Genomic DNA, 14,806 nt, shown 5'->3' with positions numbered 1-14,806 from the left:
CATGTCTCCTATTTTATCACACTGTGTGTACCTCGTTGCACTTATTTTCCTCTTTTACCCCTACTTATTGAGCCGATACATTTTTTGTAAACTCTAAATTTACACGATTATTTTCATAGTTTCTAGCATCTATCATTTCTTCTGTCACAATACCTTTTGAATTTATCCAAACATCAAAACTAACAGAATATTTTTTAAAAGAAGTTTTACTACTATAGTCTGGATAACCTTCTTCTAGCTTTTTAACAGAAGTTAAAGGTGGAATTTTTGCATGATTTCGAGACCATTGAATTACTGTTTTTATACTTTGTCCTGGCAGTGCATAAGCTGGTAATATTTCACAATGTAGCACGGATAAACTTACACTAAATGTCAATGCTAAGTAATGTTTTAATTTCATATTTTTAGACACTATCTACATCTTAAAAATTTACTATTTTTTAAACCAAAGTCATAACTTGCTCATATTCTTCCTTATGACTTTGCAAAGCATCCCAAACATCAACTTTTTGCTGAAGATTTAACCACAATCTCGGTCCATTACCTAAAGCTTTACCCAGACGAATTGCAATATCTACTGTAATGGATTTTTCACCATTAATAATTTCCTGAATTGTTTGATTAGATACTCCTAAAATTTCTGCAAAATTGCTAGGATTAATATCTAAATCATCTAAAATATCTGCAATTACTTCACCTGGATGTATTGGTCTTACTAATCTATCTTGAGTAATGTCTTGCAAATTATTCATAATCAATACTCCTTAATAAATTTGGCTACTGCTATTTAGCAATTTCTACCCAATTAATATCATATTAACACAGGAATTAATGATAATCTTCAAGATTAACATCATAAGCATCACCATCTTCAAATTTAAAAGTTATCCGCCAGTTTCCCGATACCTTAATTGACCAAGTTCCTTTCCTATCTCCTTTTAATTCATGTAAATCATAACCAGGTAATCTAATATCATCTACTATTAAAGCTGAGTCTATAACTTCTAATCTAATTCTAATTTTCTTTTCTAAATTTGCGGGAACTCCTTTATTAAAATTTTCTTTAAACAGATTTTCTAAGGATTTATTTTTAAATGTTTGAATCATAGGATTTACGCAATAACTCTCTAAAACTCTTATTCCTTCGTGTACTTCGTGCCTTCGTGGTTCATTTCTTCATTAATTGTGCGTAAGTTATAAATCAATTCTCTCTTAATTTTATTTCATGATTAAGGAGGCAGGTATAAAACCTGCCCATGTAATCCTATTCTATACCTTCAATCCGATTTTCCACCTCCTGATACAACTCTCTCAACCGGTCTAAATTCTCCTCGCTAGTCTCCCAATAACCGCGTCCATTCATTTCCAACAAAGTAGAAACAATCTTGCGGAAAGAATGAGGATTGAGATTCATCAAACGCTTTTGCATTTCCTCATCTTTGATGAAGGTTTCGTTCGTGTCCTCATAAATCCAGTTATCCACAGCGCCAGCAGTCGCACTCCAACCAGTAGTATTAACCAACCGCTTGGAAAGTTCCCGCACACCTTCATAACCGTGAGACAACATCCCCTCATACCATTTGGGGTTTAACAACTTCGTCCGCGCATCCAAACGCACAGTTTCCGATAAAGTTCTCACCTGTGCATTCGCTGTAGTTGTATCTGCAATGTAAGAAGATGGTTTCTTGCCATCTGCACGCAGACTTGCAACTAACTTAGTCGGATCAGAGTCAAAATAGTGGGAAACATCCGTTAAACTGATTTCCGAAGAATCGAGATTTTGGAAAGTTGCATCAGCAGTTTTCAAAGTAGTTTCAAAAATCTCCCTTGACTCATCCATAACCCCAGGATTATCAGAATTGAAAGAGAAAGATTTGCGTTTCAAATACATTTCCTGTAACTCAGCTTCACTATCCCAAGTGCTATTTTCCACCGCCAGGTTAATATTAGAAGAATAAGAACCAGAGGCATTAGAGAAAACGCGAGTTGCAGCTTGACGCAGATTGATACCCATGTCTTCCGCTTGTTTCAAAGCGTGCTTGCGGACAAAGTTCATTTCCAAAGGTTCATCAGCTTCAGCGGCCATTTTCACACCTTGGTCTAGCAGGTTCATTTGGTTAATGAACAAGTCGCGGAATACACCAGAACAGTTAATGACAACATCAATTCTGGGACGACCCAATTCTTCTAAGGGTATCAATTCCAACTTGTTCACCCGTCCCAAAGCATCGGGAACTGGACGCACTCCCACCATCCACATAATTTGGGCTAGGGATTCACCGTAGGTTTTGATGTTATCTGTACCCCAGAGGACACAGGCAATAGTTTCTGGCCAATTTCCATCATTTTCAGACTTGTTCCGTTCTAACAACCTATCAACGACGATTTTCGCAGATTGGACTGCGGCAGAAGTGGGGATAGATTGGGGATCTAATGCGTGAATATTTTTACCTGTGGGTAATACGTCAGGATTACGGATAGGATCACCACCGGGTCCGGGTAAAATATATTCACCGGCTAAACCTTGGAGAAGTCCACCCAGTTCGTTATCTGCACAAACTTGTTTTAAGCAAAATTCCAAATATTCAAACAGGGGTTTTAACGCAGAGGTGTCAACTTTGGTGTAACCTGATTGATGCAATGATTCTACCCAAGGTTCTTTTCTACCCATGTTGAAGAAGTTCAACTTAGAAACCGCTATCACTCTACCTTCTGCGTCAATTTGTTCTTGAACTAAAGCTGTAACAGCCGCACGGGTAGCGAGGGTGATATCTTGTAATAGTTGCACATCTGCCAAAATTCCGGCATCATTGTTTTTGTAGATATCCTCAATGTTGCGTCCCAGACTTTTGGCAATAATTCCCGGTAAACCTTGAATTTCTTCCTCTTGTCGATCTAAACTGGCTATATTGACCAGAGTGGCGATCGCTTCTTCGGCAGTGGGAGGTTTACCAATTACGTGCAGTCCACAAGGTAACAACCGCGATTCAATCTCCATTAACCGCCGATAAACGTTACCAACGATATTATCCCGTTCTTCCGAGGACATATCCTTAGAATCGGTTTCAGGAATGTGAATATCCTTGTCTAAGTTGACAATGCGGCATTTATCCATGATGGAATTGACAATGGAAACGCCCCGGCCTGTGTCTTTCAAAGTTTGGTAAGAAGCAATTAACTCGCTAAGTTCCTTCAAACCCTTGTATAAACCAGCATTTTCCGCAGGTGGTGTCAGGTAAGAAATTGTTTCTGCATAACTGCGACGTTTGGCAATTGTGGCTTCACTGGGGTTATTGGCTGCGTAATAATACAGGTTAGGAATTGAGCCAATTAGTTGATCTGGGTAACAATCACCAGACATTCCCATCTGCTTACCAGGCATGAATTCCAATGAGCCATGTGTACCAAAGTGTAACACAGCATCAGCGCCCCAAATCCGTTCTAGATAGGTGTAGTAAGCTGCAAAACCATGATGGGGACTTGCGGAACGGGAGAATAACAACCGCATGGGGTCGCCTTCATAACCAAATGTTGGCTGCACACCAATGAAGACATTACCAAATTGTTTCCCGTAAATCAAGAGATTTTGTCCGTCGCTGTTGAGGTTTCCGGGAGGTGGTCCCCAGTTTTCTTCTAAACGTTGGGAGTAGGGTGTCAGTGCTTCATATTCTGGCACAGACATTTTGTAAGCAACATTGAGTTCAGGACTGTTGTATTGTGCCTGTGCGTCGTGGATGACTTGTTCTAGCAACTCTTGGGGAGTTTCGGGAATGTCTCGTACATCGTAACCGTTGTTTTTCAGTCCTTTCATGACTTCATGGATAGAACCGAATACATCTAAATATGCGGCTGTACCCACATTACCTTTATCGGGAGGGAAGCTAAAAACAGTGATAGCAACTTTTTTGATTAATTTAGGTTTGCGGCGCAGAGTTGCCCATTTTAAGGCGCGTTGGGCAACAATTTCTACACGGTCTTGGAGGGCGATCGCTTTTCCAGTTGCCCCATCTTTACCTGATAAGATAATTGGCTCAATTGCCCCGTCTAATTCAGGTATAGCAATCTGTAGAGCCACTTGAATGGGATGTAACCCCAAATCGCTATCTAGCCACTCTTCGGTGGTTTGGAAGACCAAAGGCAAAGCCACCATGTAGGGACGATTTAACCGTTTTAAGGCTTCAATAGCTTTCGGATGATCTTGTCTCGCTGGTCCACCCACCAAAGCGAAACCAGTTAAAGAGACTACCGCATCTACCAATTGTAATTTAGTTGTAGGTTCATAGAAGTAAGATTCTATTGGTTTAGAGAAATCCAAACCACCAGCAAAAACAGGCAAAACTTTTGCCCCTAATGATTCTAATTCCTGGACAATTGCCACATAATGGGCATCATCGCCGGTAACTAGGTGAGTTCTTTGTAAAACCAATCCTACACATGGTGCAAGGGGGTCTTTGAGATTTCTAGAAATATCCCTGCGGACAGAATACCAGTTGAGATATTCTCGCACATCCTCAAACATAGTCGGCGCTAAAGGATGCCAGATCCCCATGTCGGGATAAACAACTGGTGCTTGGTATTCAGCAGCAGCAAAGCTTTCTTTTTCTGCACCTTTTAATACGTATTTATCAGCCAGCATCAGTAAAAAGTTTTCCAGGTTTTCCGCTGAACCACCTAGCCAATACTGAAAACTGAGCATGAAGTTTCTCGCGTCTTGTGCTTTTTCCATCGGTAGGAATTTCAGCACTTGGGGAAGAGTCCGTAATAACTTCAACATTCCATCTTGGAAACCAGCGCCAGATTTTTCTTTGCGCTTTTTCATGAAGTTAGCGATGACGCTTTTGGATTGTCCTAACTGCGCCAAAGAGAAGCTACCCATTTTATTGAGGCGCATAACTTCAGGCATGGAGGGGAAGACAACCGACACATCGAGATTATCACGATGGGGTTCAACTGCGGCAACTACTTTCTGTGCTAAGTCTTCAATAAAAATCAGAGAAGCAATGAATATATTAGCACTGGCTATATCACGTTTCAACTCCTCATAGTTTTCAGAGTTGCGTAGTTCTTCAATCAAGTATCCACTGATTTCTATGGCTACGCTGGGATGATTAGCGTTAATTTCCCGTACCGCTTGTGATAATGCACTTTGGTATTGGGATTCTAGCACGACATAGACAACCTTGATTAACTTACGCCCCCGTAAATCGTCAGGTGCAATATGTCGAATCGTGGACTTGACTTGGGTAAACATTCAAATAAGCTCCTTTCAAGCGTGTTCTCATGAAGTTCCTCACGGCATAACCGTTTGTAACTCCAATTATTTTCGGCAATAAGAGTTTTTTAGCAGAAAACTCGGATTCTGTGGGGGTTTTGTCCTATATCTGACACAAAATGATATAGAAAACAACATATTTATTCATGAATCTTAACAAAGAATACAGGTTCTCTCACCTGTTTTTAAATTTTGTTTACATAACCAAATAATTACTTAGTTATAAACTAACGGAATTATTTAGTGATTTCAACAGGTCATGGTATTATTGAGGTTATTTTTTAACTGACGATTAAGAAACTGTGATTAAAAGATACAGCGTTAATTATTGGTTATAATAAATATTGAATTTATAACGATGTAATTAGGTAGGAGATGGTTTAGCAATGATTTCCTTATACTCAAAATATCCCAATTTTCAAGGCGCAAATCTCCAAGGTGTAAAATTTATAGAGTTTTTGGAAGAGTGTAAAAATTATAAAAAAAATAATTCACAGCGTTCACTTTTTGATGAATGTAAAGCATATCAATTAAATGATCACATATATTATGAAGATGGAATACTGGTATTTATAGAAGCTAACTGTCAAGATGCTAACTTTCAAGGATTAGATATTCATAGAGCAGACTTTCAAGGAGCAGATATAAGAAATGCTAATTTACAATTTGCTGATATTTTCGCTACAAACTTTCAAAATGCAGACTTGAGAAATGCTAATTTACAGTCAGCAGTTATTCGGGGAGTACAATTTCAAGGAGCAGACCTTACAAATGCTAATTTGAAACGTGCAGACCTTCATGAAGCAAATTTTGAATATGCGGAACTTCATGGAGCTAATTTAGAAGAATGTAAAGGATGGAAAAATTGTGATGTTAGATGGAGTAAGGCTAAATATGACGATAAAACTAATTTTCCTGTTGGCTTTGACCCCAATGAATATGGCTTGAATAAAACTCGAAAACGATATAATTATAACAATAATGTCAGAACTTCAGAAAAATTAACTTATGAAAATGGAACAGATACACAAATTCAAGAAGTTTGTGTTAAAATTCAAAATTATATTCAGAAACAACAAGGACAGCAAAAATTTAGAGCCGCATTACTTAAATGTTATAGATGTCGTTGCGCCATTACAGATTCCAATACTAATTATGTATTAGAAGCAGCCCATATCAAGCCTTATAGTCTTGATAAAAAGAACAATAGCCCAGAAAATGGTATTCTATTAAGGGCAGATTTACATATTCTTTTTGACCTCAATATAATTGTTATTCATCCAGATACTAAACGGATAGAAATAAGGTCTGATTCTCAACAAATAGAAATGATATCTTCTTTAATTTATAGCTCAGAATATCAAAAATTTAACGGGATAATATTACCATCTTATGAAAATTTTGGGGTATGCCCTGGTGATGATTATCTCAGATGGAGATATTATCATTATGGAGAATATGTAAAAAAATACATGGGAAAATTATTATGATAAGAGGAAACCTTTAAAATAAAATTAGATTGGGTTCAAGGTACTTTGTCCCCCCGTCAGTTATAATACGCCAATAGGGTTATTATCATAAATGTAAAATCTCGTCTATGAACGAAATTCAAGAAATCATGAACCGCTATGATGAAACCTAGAATTTTTATGATTTTTGATCAAAAATATGACGGAGCAAATGGCTAATAATCCCAATGCACCAGAACAATTTTAACTGCGATAGCGAAGCACTTCGTAGGAATCGCTGTTTGGGGATGTTGGGAGAGCGATCGTTTAAAATTGGGGGTTGTGTGCGATAGCGAAGCGCTGCTGCAAGCAGTTCGCTGTTTGGGGATGTTGGGATGCGATCCTTTAAAATTAGGGTTATGAGCGATCGCTATTTAGGAATAAGTTGGGAGTGCGATCGTTTAAAATTAGGGGGTTGTGAGCGATCGCTATTTAGGAATAAGTTGGGAGAGCGATAGCGTAAGTGCTGCTGCAAGCAGTTCGCCTAAAATTGGGGCAGTTATGAGCGATAGCGAAGCACTCCGCAGGGATCGCATTTATATCAATCATAATGATATTTACAGGAAATGATAATTAATAAATCTTTTTCAAGTTTATAAACCAACCTATGTTCATCGGTAATTCTCCTAGACCAGTAACCTTGTAATTCATATTTTAATGGTTCTGGTTTTCCTATACCTGAAAATGGTTCTCTTTGGATATCTTTAATGAGTGATAATATTTTTTTAAAGACTTTTTTATCCTCTGTTCCCCATTGTCCCAATTCTTCAAAAGCTTTTGGTTCAAATGCTACTTTTTTCATATTCATCTAAATCAACATAAATTAAATTTCCTTTTGCTACATTTTCTATGGCTTTTAGTAAATGCTTTTTATTAGGTTCCGACTTTAAAAGATAAGTTGTTTCATCTTCAACATTTTCTTGATCAACTAACACAATCACCTCTACAATTGTTCCCTCTGAGAACTCAGTTGTAGGTAATTCAATCTTGCCATTTTTACCAACAGTTGCCTTTTGTTTAATTCCAGTAATCATAGTTTATATTGAGTTCCTTCTTTCTTCTTATCATAACATCTATACTTAAATAGATTCATCGCCCTTATGAATTTATTTTCCATAAGCAATCACTTTTCTCTTACTCTGGGTCTAGAAAGGTTTGTTAAGAGCGATAGCGTAAGCGCTGCTGCAAGCAGTTCGCTTAAAATTGGGGTGGTTGTGTGCGATAGCGAAGCACTCCGCAGGATGAATGAAATTCATCACCTAGAGTGCGCTACCATTTATTCAGTCATTTTGAGGATCAGAATTGATTGTGACCACATCTCTCAACATCAACGAAGCCTTACTAAAAGAGGCGTTGGCACTTGACAATCAGGTGAACATTGATTCTTTAGTAGAAACAGCGCTGCGCGAATATATTCAACGTCGTAAGCGGCTCAAAGTATTAGACCTCTTTGGAACTATCGAGTATGACGAAACCTATAATTATAAGCAGCAACGTCATTAAGCATGAGTATTATTGTTGATACTTCCGTTTGGTCACTGGCTCTACGTCGGAAAACACCACCTGATTCTTCCCCAGCAGTCACAATATTGCAGAATTTAATCACTGATGACCAAGTGGCCATACTAGGCGCAATTCGTCAGGAAATTCTCTCTGGAATCCGCAATTTTGAACAGTTTACCCGTCTGCGAGATCACCTCCGAGCTTTCCCTGATTTAGAACTCATGTCTGAAGACTACGAACTTGCCTCTGAGTTTTTTAATACCTGCCGGAGTAAAGGCATTCAGGGTTCAAATACTGATTTTTTGATTTGTGCAGTTGCTCATCGTCGCAGCTACAGCATTCTCTCCACTGACAATGATTTTCAGAATTTTCTAGTACATATCCCTATTATTTTATTGCCTGTTGAGCGTAGTTAAATTTTCTCCATGAACATTCAATGAGGATATGACAATGAGTGCTTTAACTGTCAATTTGAAATCATTAATAGAAATGACCGATGAGCAGTTTTTTCAGCTATGTCAAAATAACCGCGAATTGAGATTTGAAAGAAATCCCAACGGAGAGTTAATAATTATGCCACCAACGGGGGGAGAAACGGGAAATCGTAATGCGGGTATTACTGCTCAACTTTGGATTTGGAATGAACAAAATCAGGAGGGTATAGTTTTTGATTCTTCGACTTGTTTTAAGTTACCAAATGGTGCAGATCGTTCTCCTGATGCTTCTTGGATCAAGTTAGAAAGATGGGATGCTTTAACTGACGAGGAAAAACAAAAGTTTCCTCCCATTTGTCCTGATTTTGTGATTGAGTTACTTTCTCCTAGTGATAGTTTGAAGACTATACAGGAAAAGATGAGGGAATATATAGATAATGGTGTACGTTTGGGGATATTAATTAATCGCAAATCTCGTCAAGTGGAGATTTATAGACAAGGAAAGGAGGTTGAGGTTTTGGATTCTCCTGTTACGGTTTCGGGGGAAGATGTTTTAAAGGGTTTTGTTTTGAATTTGCGGATGATTTGGTAAAACAAGCTACTTCAAAGCGTGCTTTTATGAAGCTTGTCAGGGATAGTATGGCAGTTTGTAACTTCAATTATTTTCGGCAATAAGAGTTTTTTAGCAGAAAACTCTGATTCTGTCGGGGTTTTGTCCTATATCTGACACAAAATGATATAGAAAATATGCTAGTGGTAGCAAAATAAGTAAATACCTCTGTATAATTAAGAGGATATTAAAAATAGTCGTCCCTTTAGCTTGGTGAGTGCCAAATGAGTAACCTCAAGAAAATAGATACTAATGCCTACGTGACAGTACAGGGACAATATGCTATGGTCAATGAAGGTGCAGGTTTGGGTATATTAATTAATCGCAAATCTCGTCAAGTGGAGACTTATAGACAAGGAAAGGAGGTTGAGGTTTTGGATTCTCCTGCTACGGTTTCGGGGGAAGATGTTTTAAAGGGTTTTGTTTTGAATTTGGAGATGATTTGGTAAGATTATACAGGTATTTATTTAACCAGGTAAATTATTTTTGATTTATTGGGGTTAATTACATTGTATATGATTAGTCTCTCCTAGAAAACTAGCAAATAATAGGTAAAAAATTTTATGATAGCGATGATTCCTTTTTTATTTGGTGTTATGGGTCTTGCTATTGGTGCTTTTGCTGCTTATGCTGCGGGAGGTAAGAATAGACAAGCAGCTAAACATTACAAAAAAGTTGCTAATGAATTAAGTGATAAATATACCAATTTAGAAAAGGGATATCATCAACTTACTGATAAAAATACAAAAAAGATTGATGAATTAAATCAGGCTAGAGAAGTAATTGCACAAAACACACAAATTATTGATGAATTAACGAGTAGATATGAGAATCTAGACCAAGAATATCATCAAATAGCTGATGAGAATAAACAACATCTTGAGAATTTAGCTAATTCTCAACAATTAATTACCAAAAATACACAATTTATCAGTGAGTTAAATGATAAATATGGAAATTTACAGAAAAAATATGATCAACTGACTGCGGAAAATACAACGCAAAAAGAATTAATTGCAGAAAAAACCAAAACCATTGATCAATTAATTGATAAATATGCCAAGTTAGAGCAAGAATACCATCAGTTAGCTACTGAAAATACACAATATATTGATGCTTTCACTTATGATAGTGACTTAGTTGATTTATTAGTTGCATTTGAAAAAGAATCTATAAAATTGGCGGTGGAATTACACCAAAGTATTATTTCATTAATGTGCGAGATTACGAGGGAAGCTACGACAGAATCTATGGATGATTTGAAATCATTAGTAAAGAAAGCTAATGAATTTCTTGAAGAAATAAAAGAGAATTTAATTATTATTCCTGATGATTATTATGAAACACTTTTAGATGAACCGCTTTTAGAGAGTGTAACGGACAACAATAGAGAACTATTACTGGAAAATATTCTTAGTGTTGATTTAGGTAGAACCAGTACAAAAGCCTGTGTTAGTTGTGAGCTAGATAATGTAGCATTTATTCCTGCTAACATCAAGCAAATCTCATTTTCAAACACTTTTTATCATGATATAGACGAGTATAGAATATCTCTTAATCCTATTGACCCTTTAATGGATGTATGGTTAGTACATCAAGGTCGTGGCTATATTTTAGGACAAATGGCAGCAGAATGTGGCGCGAATTTAGGAGTTGGTCAATCAAAACTAGAGGATGCGTTAATAAAAGTGTTGGCTGCGGCTGGTTATTTTAAACTCAAAGATGAAATATCAGTAGTGATAAGTTTACCTTTCTTATACCAATTTGATATAGAGAAAGCACAATTGATTAGCATGATTACCGGACCTCATCTATTTAATTTTCGGGGTGAATCTGTATTTTTAAATATCACTAAAGTATGGATAATGCCAAATGGTTATGGTAGTTTACTGTGGTCAGAAGCTCAACCAAATAAACCCACCACAATGCCTGATTTGACAAAAATATGTCTGGGAATTGTGGATATTGGACATCAAACTATTGATATGGTCATGGTGGATAATTTCCGCTTTGTTAGAGGTGCTTCTAAGAGTGAAGACTGTGGCATGAGCCAGTTTTATGAAATGGTAGCTAAGGAAATAGACGGCGCGGATAGTCAATCATTAAGATTAATTGCTGCTGTTAATAAACCGAAGGGTGAAAGATTTTACCGTCCCAAAGGTGCGAGTAAAGCTACAAACTTAGATGATTTTATCCCCAATTTAACAGAGCAGTTTTCTAGAGAAACTTCTTCCCGTATCCTTGCTTGGTTGCCAGAAAGGGTAACGTATGTAATTATTACAGGTGGTGGTGGTGAGTTTTTATGGGAAGATTTGCAAAGGTTGTTGAAAGAAAATCAGGTAAATGCCTATTTAGCCGCACCTTCTCGCCAAGCTAATGCTTTAGGGCAGTATATTTACGGAGAAGCTCAATTATCTGGTTCTCACGCTTTTAGGTCAGAAGAATGATCAATGATAAAATAAACCCAGCGAAGTGATCTAACTAGATCCCCGATTTCTGAACATAACTAATAATTGATTTATATGATCAAATAAGAAGTGGGGGATCTTATAACCCAAAGATAATCTTCTTCCTCTGTGTCTAGAGTGGTTCGTTATTTCTTCAAGTAGGAAAATTACAGATAAATCAATAATCAAGAATTGGTTTGTGGTCAGTTATGATTTTTTTGTCTGAATCAGGATAACCAGGATTAAAGGATTTACAGGATGTTATTTAATAATTGTTGGTGAAAATTTGGGGATGATTTTGTTTATTCTGATATCACTAACGCCACGCTAGGCTATCAGACAATTACAACATTAACCACCAACAAACAAATGAGCAATTACATTCTGTACATCCTCAAATCCTGGACATCCTGATTCAGATAAAAAATCCGCGTTTATCTCCGTTCATCTATGTTCACCCCTGAATCAAGGATCAAAAATAGGCGATAGTAAAGAGTAGGCGATCGCTGTTTGGGGAATGTTGGAGTGCGATAGCAAAGCACGACCTAGGCATCGCTTATGGGGTAGTTGCTATTAATTGGTAACTAATAATATAGAATAGGATATGAGATAGTTAAATTTTCTCCCTGGACACTCAATGAGGATATGACAATGAATGCTTTAACTGTCAATTTGAAATCATTAATAGAAATGACTGATGAGCAGTTTTTTGAGCTATGTCAAAATAACCGCGAATTGAGATTTGAAAGAAATGCCAATGGAGAGTTAATAATTATGCCACCAACGGGGGGAGAAACGGGAAATCGTAATGGTAGAATCACTCAACAATTAATGAACTGGACTGATGCTGATGGTACTGGCATTGCTTTTGATTCTTCTACTTGTTTTAAATTACCAAATGGTGCAGATCGTTCTCCTGATGCTTCTTGGATCAAGTTGGAAAGATGGGATACTTTAACTGATGAAGAAAAACAAAAGTTTCCTCCTATTTGTCCTGATTTTGTAATTGAGTTACTTTCTCCTAGTGATAGTTTGAAGACTGCACAGGAAAAGATGAGGGAATATATGGATAATGGTGTACGTTTGGGTATATTAATTAATCGGAAATCTCGTCAAGTGGAGATTTATAGACAAGGAAAGGAGGTTGAGGTTTTGGATTCTCCTGCTACGGTTTCGGGGGAAGATGTTTTAAAGGGTTTTGTTTTGAATTTGGGGATGATTTGGTAAAATTATATAGCTATTTATTTAACCAGGTAAATAGAGTAATAAGCGATTAAAATTTACAGCTTACAAGGTGAAATAAGAGGTATCATCCTGCGAAAACTAACGCTAGTATATTCTGGAGGTGTATTTGGTAAATGTCCTCTTGGTGCATTAATATTGAAGGTAAGGTCTGAGTAACGCAACCAGTTATTTTCTCTCCGCCATCTAACGCGATCAGCAAACTTGTTAAAGTTATCATAATTATAGCCCACTGTACCTGCAATATCATTCCAAATTTGTTTTTGGACACTAAAACCAAAACGTCCATTTGATGCTTTTACCCAACGTTTATCTATATCTTTTAGGGAAGAACAGGAAAAATTTTTGATAGAGTTAAAATCTAAATTACCTTCTTTTTCTCTACGCGCTATTTTCAGTATTACCTTATAGGTTTCTATATCAGCTTCTTTCCATTTTCCAGTTGCTAAAAGTTTATCTAAATTACGAAAGGCAGCTTTATTAGTTGTAATTTTAACAACAGGTTGAGGAGTTGAAGTTACTTTTGGAGGATTTTTAGGTTTAACAACAGGTTGAACAGGTTGAGAAGTTGCAGCTACTTTTGGATCACCTTGATTAGAGAATAAATTATTCATAGCATAACCACTGGCAAAACTAACAGCTATTGCTACACCAAAACCAGCAAATATTTTAGTAGAAAAATCTTTCTTATTATCAATTGTATTTAATGCTTGTAATGCTTCGCTGGCATTTTTATAACGTTGACTAAAATGGTCACGTACCATATTATTTATAACTTCAGTAAATCTATCACTAACTTGAGCATGATTTCGCCAAATTATTTCCCCAGTAATCGAATCTTCCTGAAGTTGTGCTGGTAATAAACCCGTTACCGCTTGAATCCCAATTATTCCTACAGCATAAACATCACTAGCAAATTTTGGTTTACCATTTGCCTGTTCAGAAGGCATATATCCAGGTGTACCAATACCTACAGTTAAACTTGTTTTCCCTGTTGAATTAACTGTAAAAGCCGCAATTTCTTTAACTGCTCCAAAATCAATTAAAACTATTTTACCATCAGCACGGCGACGCATTATATTTAATGGTTTAATATCTCGATGAATAATATTTTGTTGATGAACAATTGCTAAAATTTCCAGAATTTCTTGCAGTAGTTTAATTGTCTGTTTTTCACTTAATTTTTTACCAGGAATAATCTCTGTATTCAAATCATATCCATCTACAAATTATTGCACAAGATAAAATTCCCCGTTTTCTGTAAAATAAGCATAAAGGGCAGGAATTTGATCATATTTACCTAAATCTTGTAATATCTTGGCTTCATTTTCAAATAATCTTTGAGAAATTGCCAATACACCAGGATCAGGATTGCGCTTTAAGTGCTTAACTACACATTTATGATTTCCTGGTAAGGCGGTATCTTCAGCTAAATAAGTATGTCCAAACCCACCTTGACCTATTTTTTTAATGATTTTATAACGACTCAGAAGTGTAGTCATCTTTACCTGTATTAATAGTCTTATCTATACATAATTGTTTAGTATAATCTATTTATAACTTAGTGCGATAGCGAAGCACTGCTGCAAGCAGTTCGCCGATCTTGTAGGTTAAGTTAAAGTATGAAACCCAATAGCTTCTCGTTTATTCACTGACCTTACTTAAGTGATTGAGGTGACGATAGTGCAAGTGCTGACTTGTAAGTTTGCCTAAAAGTTTAATGGCGATATAATTTAAATAAAGACCGACGTAGACAAGGAAACAAAAAACGTATCCCCTCAATATATAGG

15 protein-coding genes and 2 pseudogenes are annotated in these 14,806 nt (G+C 36.6%); 8 read left to right on the top strand and 9 right to left on the bottom strand.

What is annotated here, in order from left to right:
* Nucleotides 1–64: 64 nt before the first annotated feature.
* The 4 genes from CUN59_RS18655 to CUN59_RS18640 all read right to left on the bottom strand — a co-directional run bounded on the left by CUN59_RS18655 (nt 65) and on the right by CUN59_RS18640 (nt 5,251).
* Nucleotides 65–400 (bottom strand): hypothetical protein, encoded by a 336-nt coding sequence (locus tag CUN59_RS18655; RefSeq protein ID WP_104389251.1) that lies wholly within the window; start codon nt 398–400, stop codon nt 65–67.
* Between the two features lie 40 nt (nt 401–440).
* On the bottom strand, nt 441–752 hold the full coding sequence (locus tag CUN59_RS18650) for a HigA family addiction module antitoxin (protein WP_096669003.1): 312 nt from the start codon (nt 750–752) through the stop codon (nt 441–443).
* Nucleotides 753–828: 76 nt separating this feature from the next.
* Complete coding sequence (locus tag CUN59_RS18645) at nt 829–1,107, bottom strand: type II toxin-antitoxin system RelE/ParE family toxin (protein WP_096566385.1); 279 nt, start codon at nt 1,105–1,107, stop codon at nt 829–831.
* A 157-nt stretch (nt 1,108–1,264) separates the two neighbouring features.
* A complete protein-coding gene (locus CUN59_RS18640) occupies nt 1,265–5,251 on the bottom strand; it encodes a magnesium chelatase subunit H (protein ID WP_104389250.1) in 3,987 nt (1,328 codons plus the stop codon).
* 407 nt (nt 5,252–5,658) lie between these two features.
* On the opposite strand from CUN59_RS18640, the gene CUN59_RS18635 reads away from it, so the two are divergent.
* On the top strand, nt 5,659–6,762 hold the full coding sequence (locus tag CUN59_RS18635) for a pentapeptide repeat-containing protein (RefSeq protein ID WP_104389249.1): 1,104 nt from the start codon (nt 5,659–5,661) through the stop codon (nt 6,760–6,762).
* Nucleotides 6,763–7,115: 353 nt separating this feature from the next.
* Complete coding sequence (locus tag CUN59_RS22385; protein ID WP_279327319.1) at nt 7,116–7,238, top strand: hypothetical protein; 123 nt, start codon at nt 7,116–7,118, stop codon at nt 7,236–7,238.
* Between the two features lie 83 nt (nt 7,239–7,321).
* Here the strand turns inward: CUN59_RS22385 and CUN59_RS18630 are convergent, their stop codons facing one another.
* Nucleotides 7,322–7,582 carry a Txe/YoeB family addiction module toxin gene (locus CUN59_RS18630; RefSeq protein ID WP_104389248.1) on the bottom strand — a complete coding sequence of 87 codons (261 nt, stop codon included), beginning with the start codon at nt 7,580–7,582 and terminating at the stop codon, nt 7,322–7,324.
* Complete coding sequence (locus tag CUN59_RS18625) at nt 7,563–7,814, bottom strand: type II toxin-antitoxin system Phd/YefM family antitoxin (RefSeq protein ID WP_104389247.1); 252 nt, start codon at nt 7,812–7,814, stop codon at nt 7,563–7,565. The genes CUN59_RS18630 and CUN59_RS18625 overlap by 20 nt, the downstream gene beginning before the upstream one ends.
* Nucleotides 7,815–8,088: 274 nt before the next feature.
* Between CUN59_RS18625 and CUN59_RS18620 the strand changes: the two genes are divergently transcribed.
* From CUN59_RS18620 to CUN59_RS18595, 6 genes and pseudogenes are all read left to right on the top strand, one after another.
* Complete coding sequence (locus CUN59_RS18620) at nt 8,089–8,283, top strand: type II toxin-antitoxin system VapB family antitoxin (RefSeq protein WP_104389246.1); 195 nt, start codon at nt 8,089–8,091, stop codon at nt 8,281–8,283.
* Between the two features lie 2 nt (nt 8,284–8,285).
* The gene (gene vapC / locus CUN59_RS18615; protein WP_104389245.1) at nt 8,286–8,699 is read left to right on the top strand and encodes a type II toxin-antitoxin system VapC family toxin; all 414 of its coding nucleotides are present in this window, start codon (nt 8,286–8,288) and stop codon (nt 8,697–8,699) included.
* A 34-nt stretch (nt 8,700–8,733) separates the two neighbouring features.
* On the top strand, nt 8,734–9,309 hold the full coding sequence (locus CUN59_RS18610) for a Uma2 family endonuclease (protein WP_104389244.1): 576 nt from the start codon (nt 8,734–8,736) through the stop codon (nt 9,307–9,309).
* 314 nt (nt 9,310–9,623) lie between these two features.
* Nucleotides 9,624–9,776: pseudogene (locus CUN59_RS18605) on the top strand (Uma2 family endonuclease); the annotation flags it as partial.
* A gap of 114 nt (nt 9,777–9,890) precedes the next feature.
* Nucleotides 9,891–11,774: a filament morphology actin-like protein FcmB gene (gene fcmB / locus CUN59_RS22790; RefSeq protein WP_497706925.1), complete on the top strand. Its 1,884-nt coding sequence runs from the start codon at nt 9,891–9,893 to the stop codon at nt 11,772–11,774.
* Between the two features lie 651 nt (nt 11,775–12,425).
* The gene (locus tag CUN59_RS18595; protein WP_104389242.1) at nt 12,426–13,001 is read left to right on the top strand and encodes a Uma2 family endonuclease; all 576 of its coding nucleotides are present in this window, start codon (nt 12,426–12,428) and stop codon (nt 12,999–13,001) included.
* Nucleotides 13,002–13,054: 53 nt separating this feature from the next.
* Here the strand turns inward: CUN59_RS18595 and CUN59_RS22175 are convergent, their stop codons facing one another.
* The 3 genes and pseudogenes from CUN59_RS22175 to CUN59_RS22520 form a co-directional block, all read right to left on the bottom strand.
* Nucleotides 13,055–13,630 carry a GUN4 domain-containing protein gene (locus tag CUN59_RS22175; RefSeq protein ID WP_243406985.1) on the bottom strand — a complete coding sequence of 192 codons (576 nt, stop codon included), beginning with the start codon at nt 13,628–13,630 and terminating at the stop codon, nt 13,055–13,057.
* Nucleotides 13,631–13,738: 108 nt separating this feature from the next.
* A pseudogene (locus CUN59_RS22525) lies at nt 13,739–14,230 on the bottom strand (protein kinase domain-containing protein); the annotation flags it as partial.
* 15 nt (nt 14,231–14,245) lie between these two features.
* Entirely contained in the window at nt 14,246–14,518 is a 273-nt protein-coding gene (locus CUN59_RS22520) for a protein kinase (protein WP_165790227.1), read from the bottom strand.
* Between the last annotated feature and the right edge of the window lie 288 nt (nt 14,519–14,806).

The sequence above is a fragment of the Cuspidothrix issatschenkoi CHARLIE-1 genome (assembly GCF_002934005.1).
GTDB lineage: Bacteria > Cyanobacteriota > Cyanobacteriia > Cyanobacteriales > Nostocaceae > Cuspidothrix > Cuspidothrix issatschenkoi.
Note: the sequence above shows the minus strand (reverse complement) of the source record. Positions and strands in the feature narration are given on the sequence as shown.

What these genes read in the sequence shown, in the direction of transcription:
- CUN59_RS22385 (WP_279327319.1), top strand. Translation starts at nt 7,116, where the DNA reads ATGCGATCCTTTAAAATTAGGGTTATGAGCGATCGCTATTTAGGAATA.
- CUN59_RS18655 (WP_104389251.1), bottom strand. Translation starts at nt 400, where the DNA reads ATGAAATTAAAACATTACTTAGCATTGACATTTAGTGTAAGTTTATCC.
- CUN59_RS18635 (WP_104389249.1), top strand. Translation starts at nt 5,659, where the DNA reads ATGATTTCCTTATACTCAAAATATCCCAATTTTCAAGGCGCAAATCTC.
- fcmB (WP_497706925.1), top strand. Translation starts at nt 9,891, where the DNA reads ATGATAGCGATGATTCCTTTTTTATTTGGTGTTATGGGTCTTGCTATT.
- CUN59_RS18630 (WP_104389248.1), bottom strand. Translation starts at nt 7,582, where the DNA reads ATGAAAAAAGTAGCATTTGAACCAAAAGCTTTTGAAGAATTGGGACAA.
- CUN59_RS18645 (WP_096566385.1), bottom strand. Translation starts at nt 1,107, where the DNA reads ATGATTCAAACATTTAAAAATAAATCCTTAGAAAATCTGTTTAAAGAA.
- CUN59_RS18625 (WP_104389247.1), bottom strand. Translation starts at nt 7,814, where the DNA reads ATGATTACTGGAATTAAACAAAAGGCAACTGTTGGTAAAAATGGCAAG.
- CUN59_RS22175 (WP_243406985.1), bottom strand. Translation starts at nt 13,630, where the DNA reads ATGAATAATTTATTCTCTAATCAAGGTGATCCAAAAGTAGCTGCAACT.
- vapC (WP_104389245.1), top strand. Translation starts at nt 8,286, where the DNA reads ATGAGTATTATTGTTGATACTTCCGTTTGGTCACTGGCTCTACGTCGG.
- CUN59_RS18650 (WP_096669003.1), bottom strand. Translation starts at nt 752, where the DNA reads ATGAATAATTTGCAAGACATTACTCAAGATAGATTAGTAAGACCAATA.
- CUN59_RS22520 (WP_165790227.1), bottom strand. Translation starts at nt 14,518, where the DNA reads ATGACTACACTTCTGAGTCGTTATAAAATCATTAAAAAAATAGGTCAA.
- CUN59_RS18610 (WP_104389244.1), top strand. Translation starts at nt 8,734, where the DNA reads ATGAGTGCTTTAACTGTCAATTTGAAATCATTAATAGAAATGACCGAT.
- CUN59_RS18595 (WP_104389242.1), top strand. Translation starts at nt 12,426, where the DNA reads ATGAATGCTTTAACTGTCAATTTGAAATCATTAATAGAAATGACTGAT.
- CUN59_RS18640 (WP_104389250.1), bottom strand. Translation starts at nt 5,251, where the DNA reads ATGTTTACCCAAGTCAAGTCCACGATTCGACATATTGCACCTGACGAT.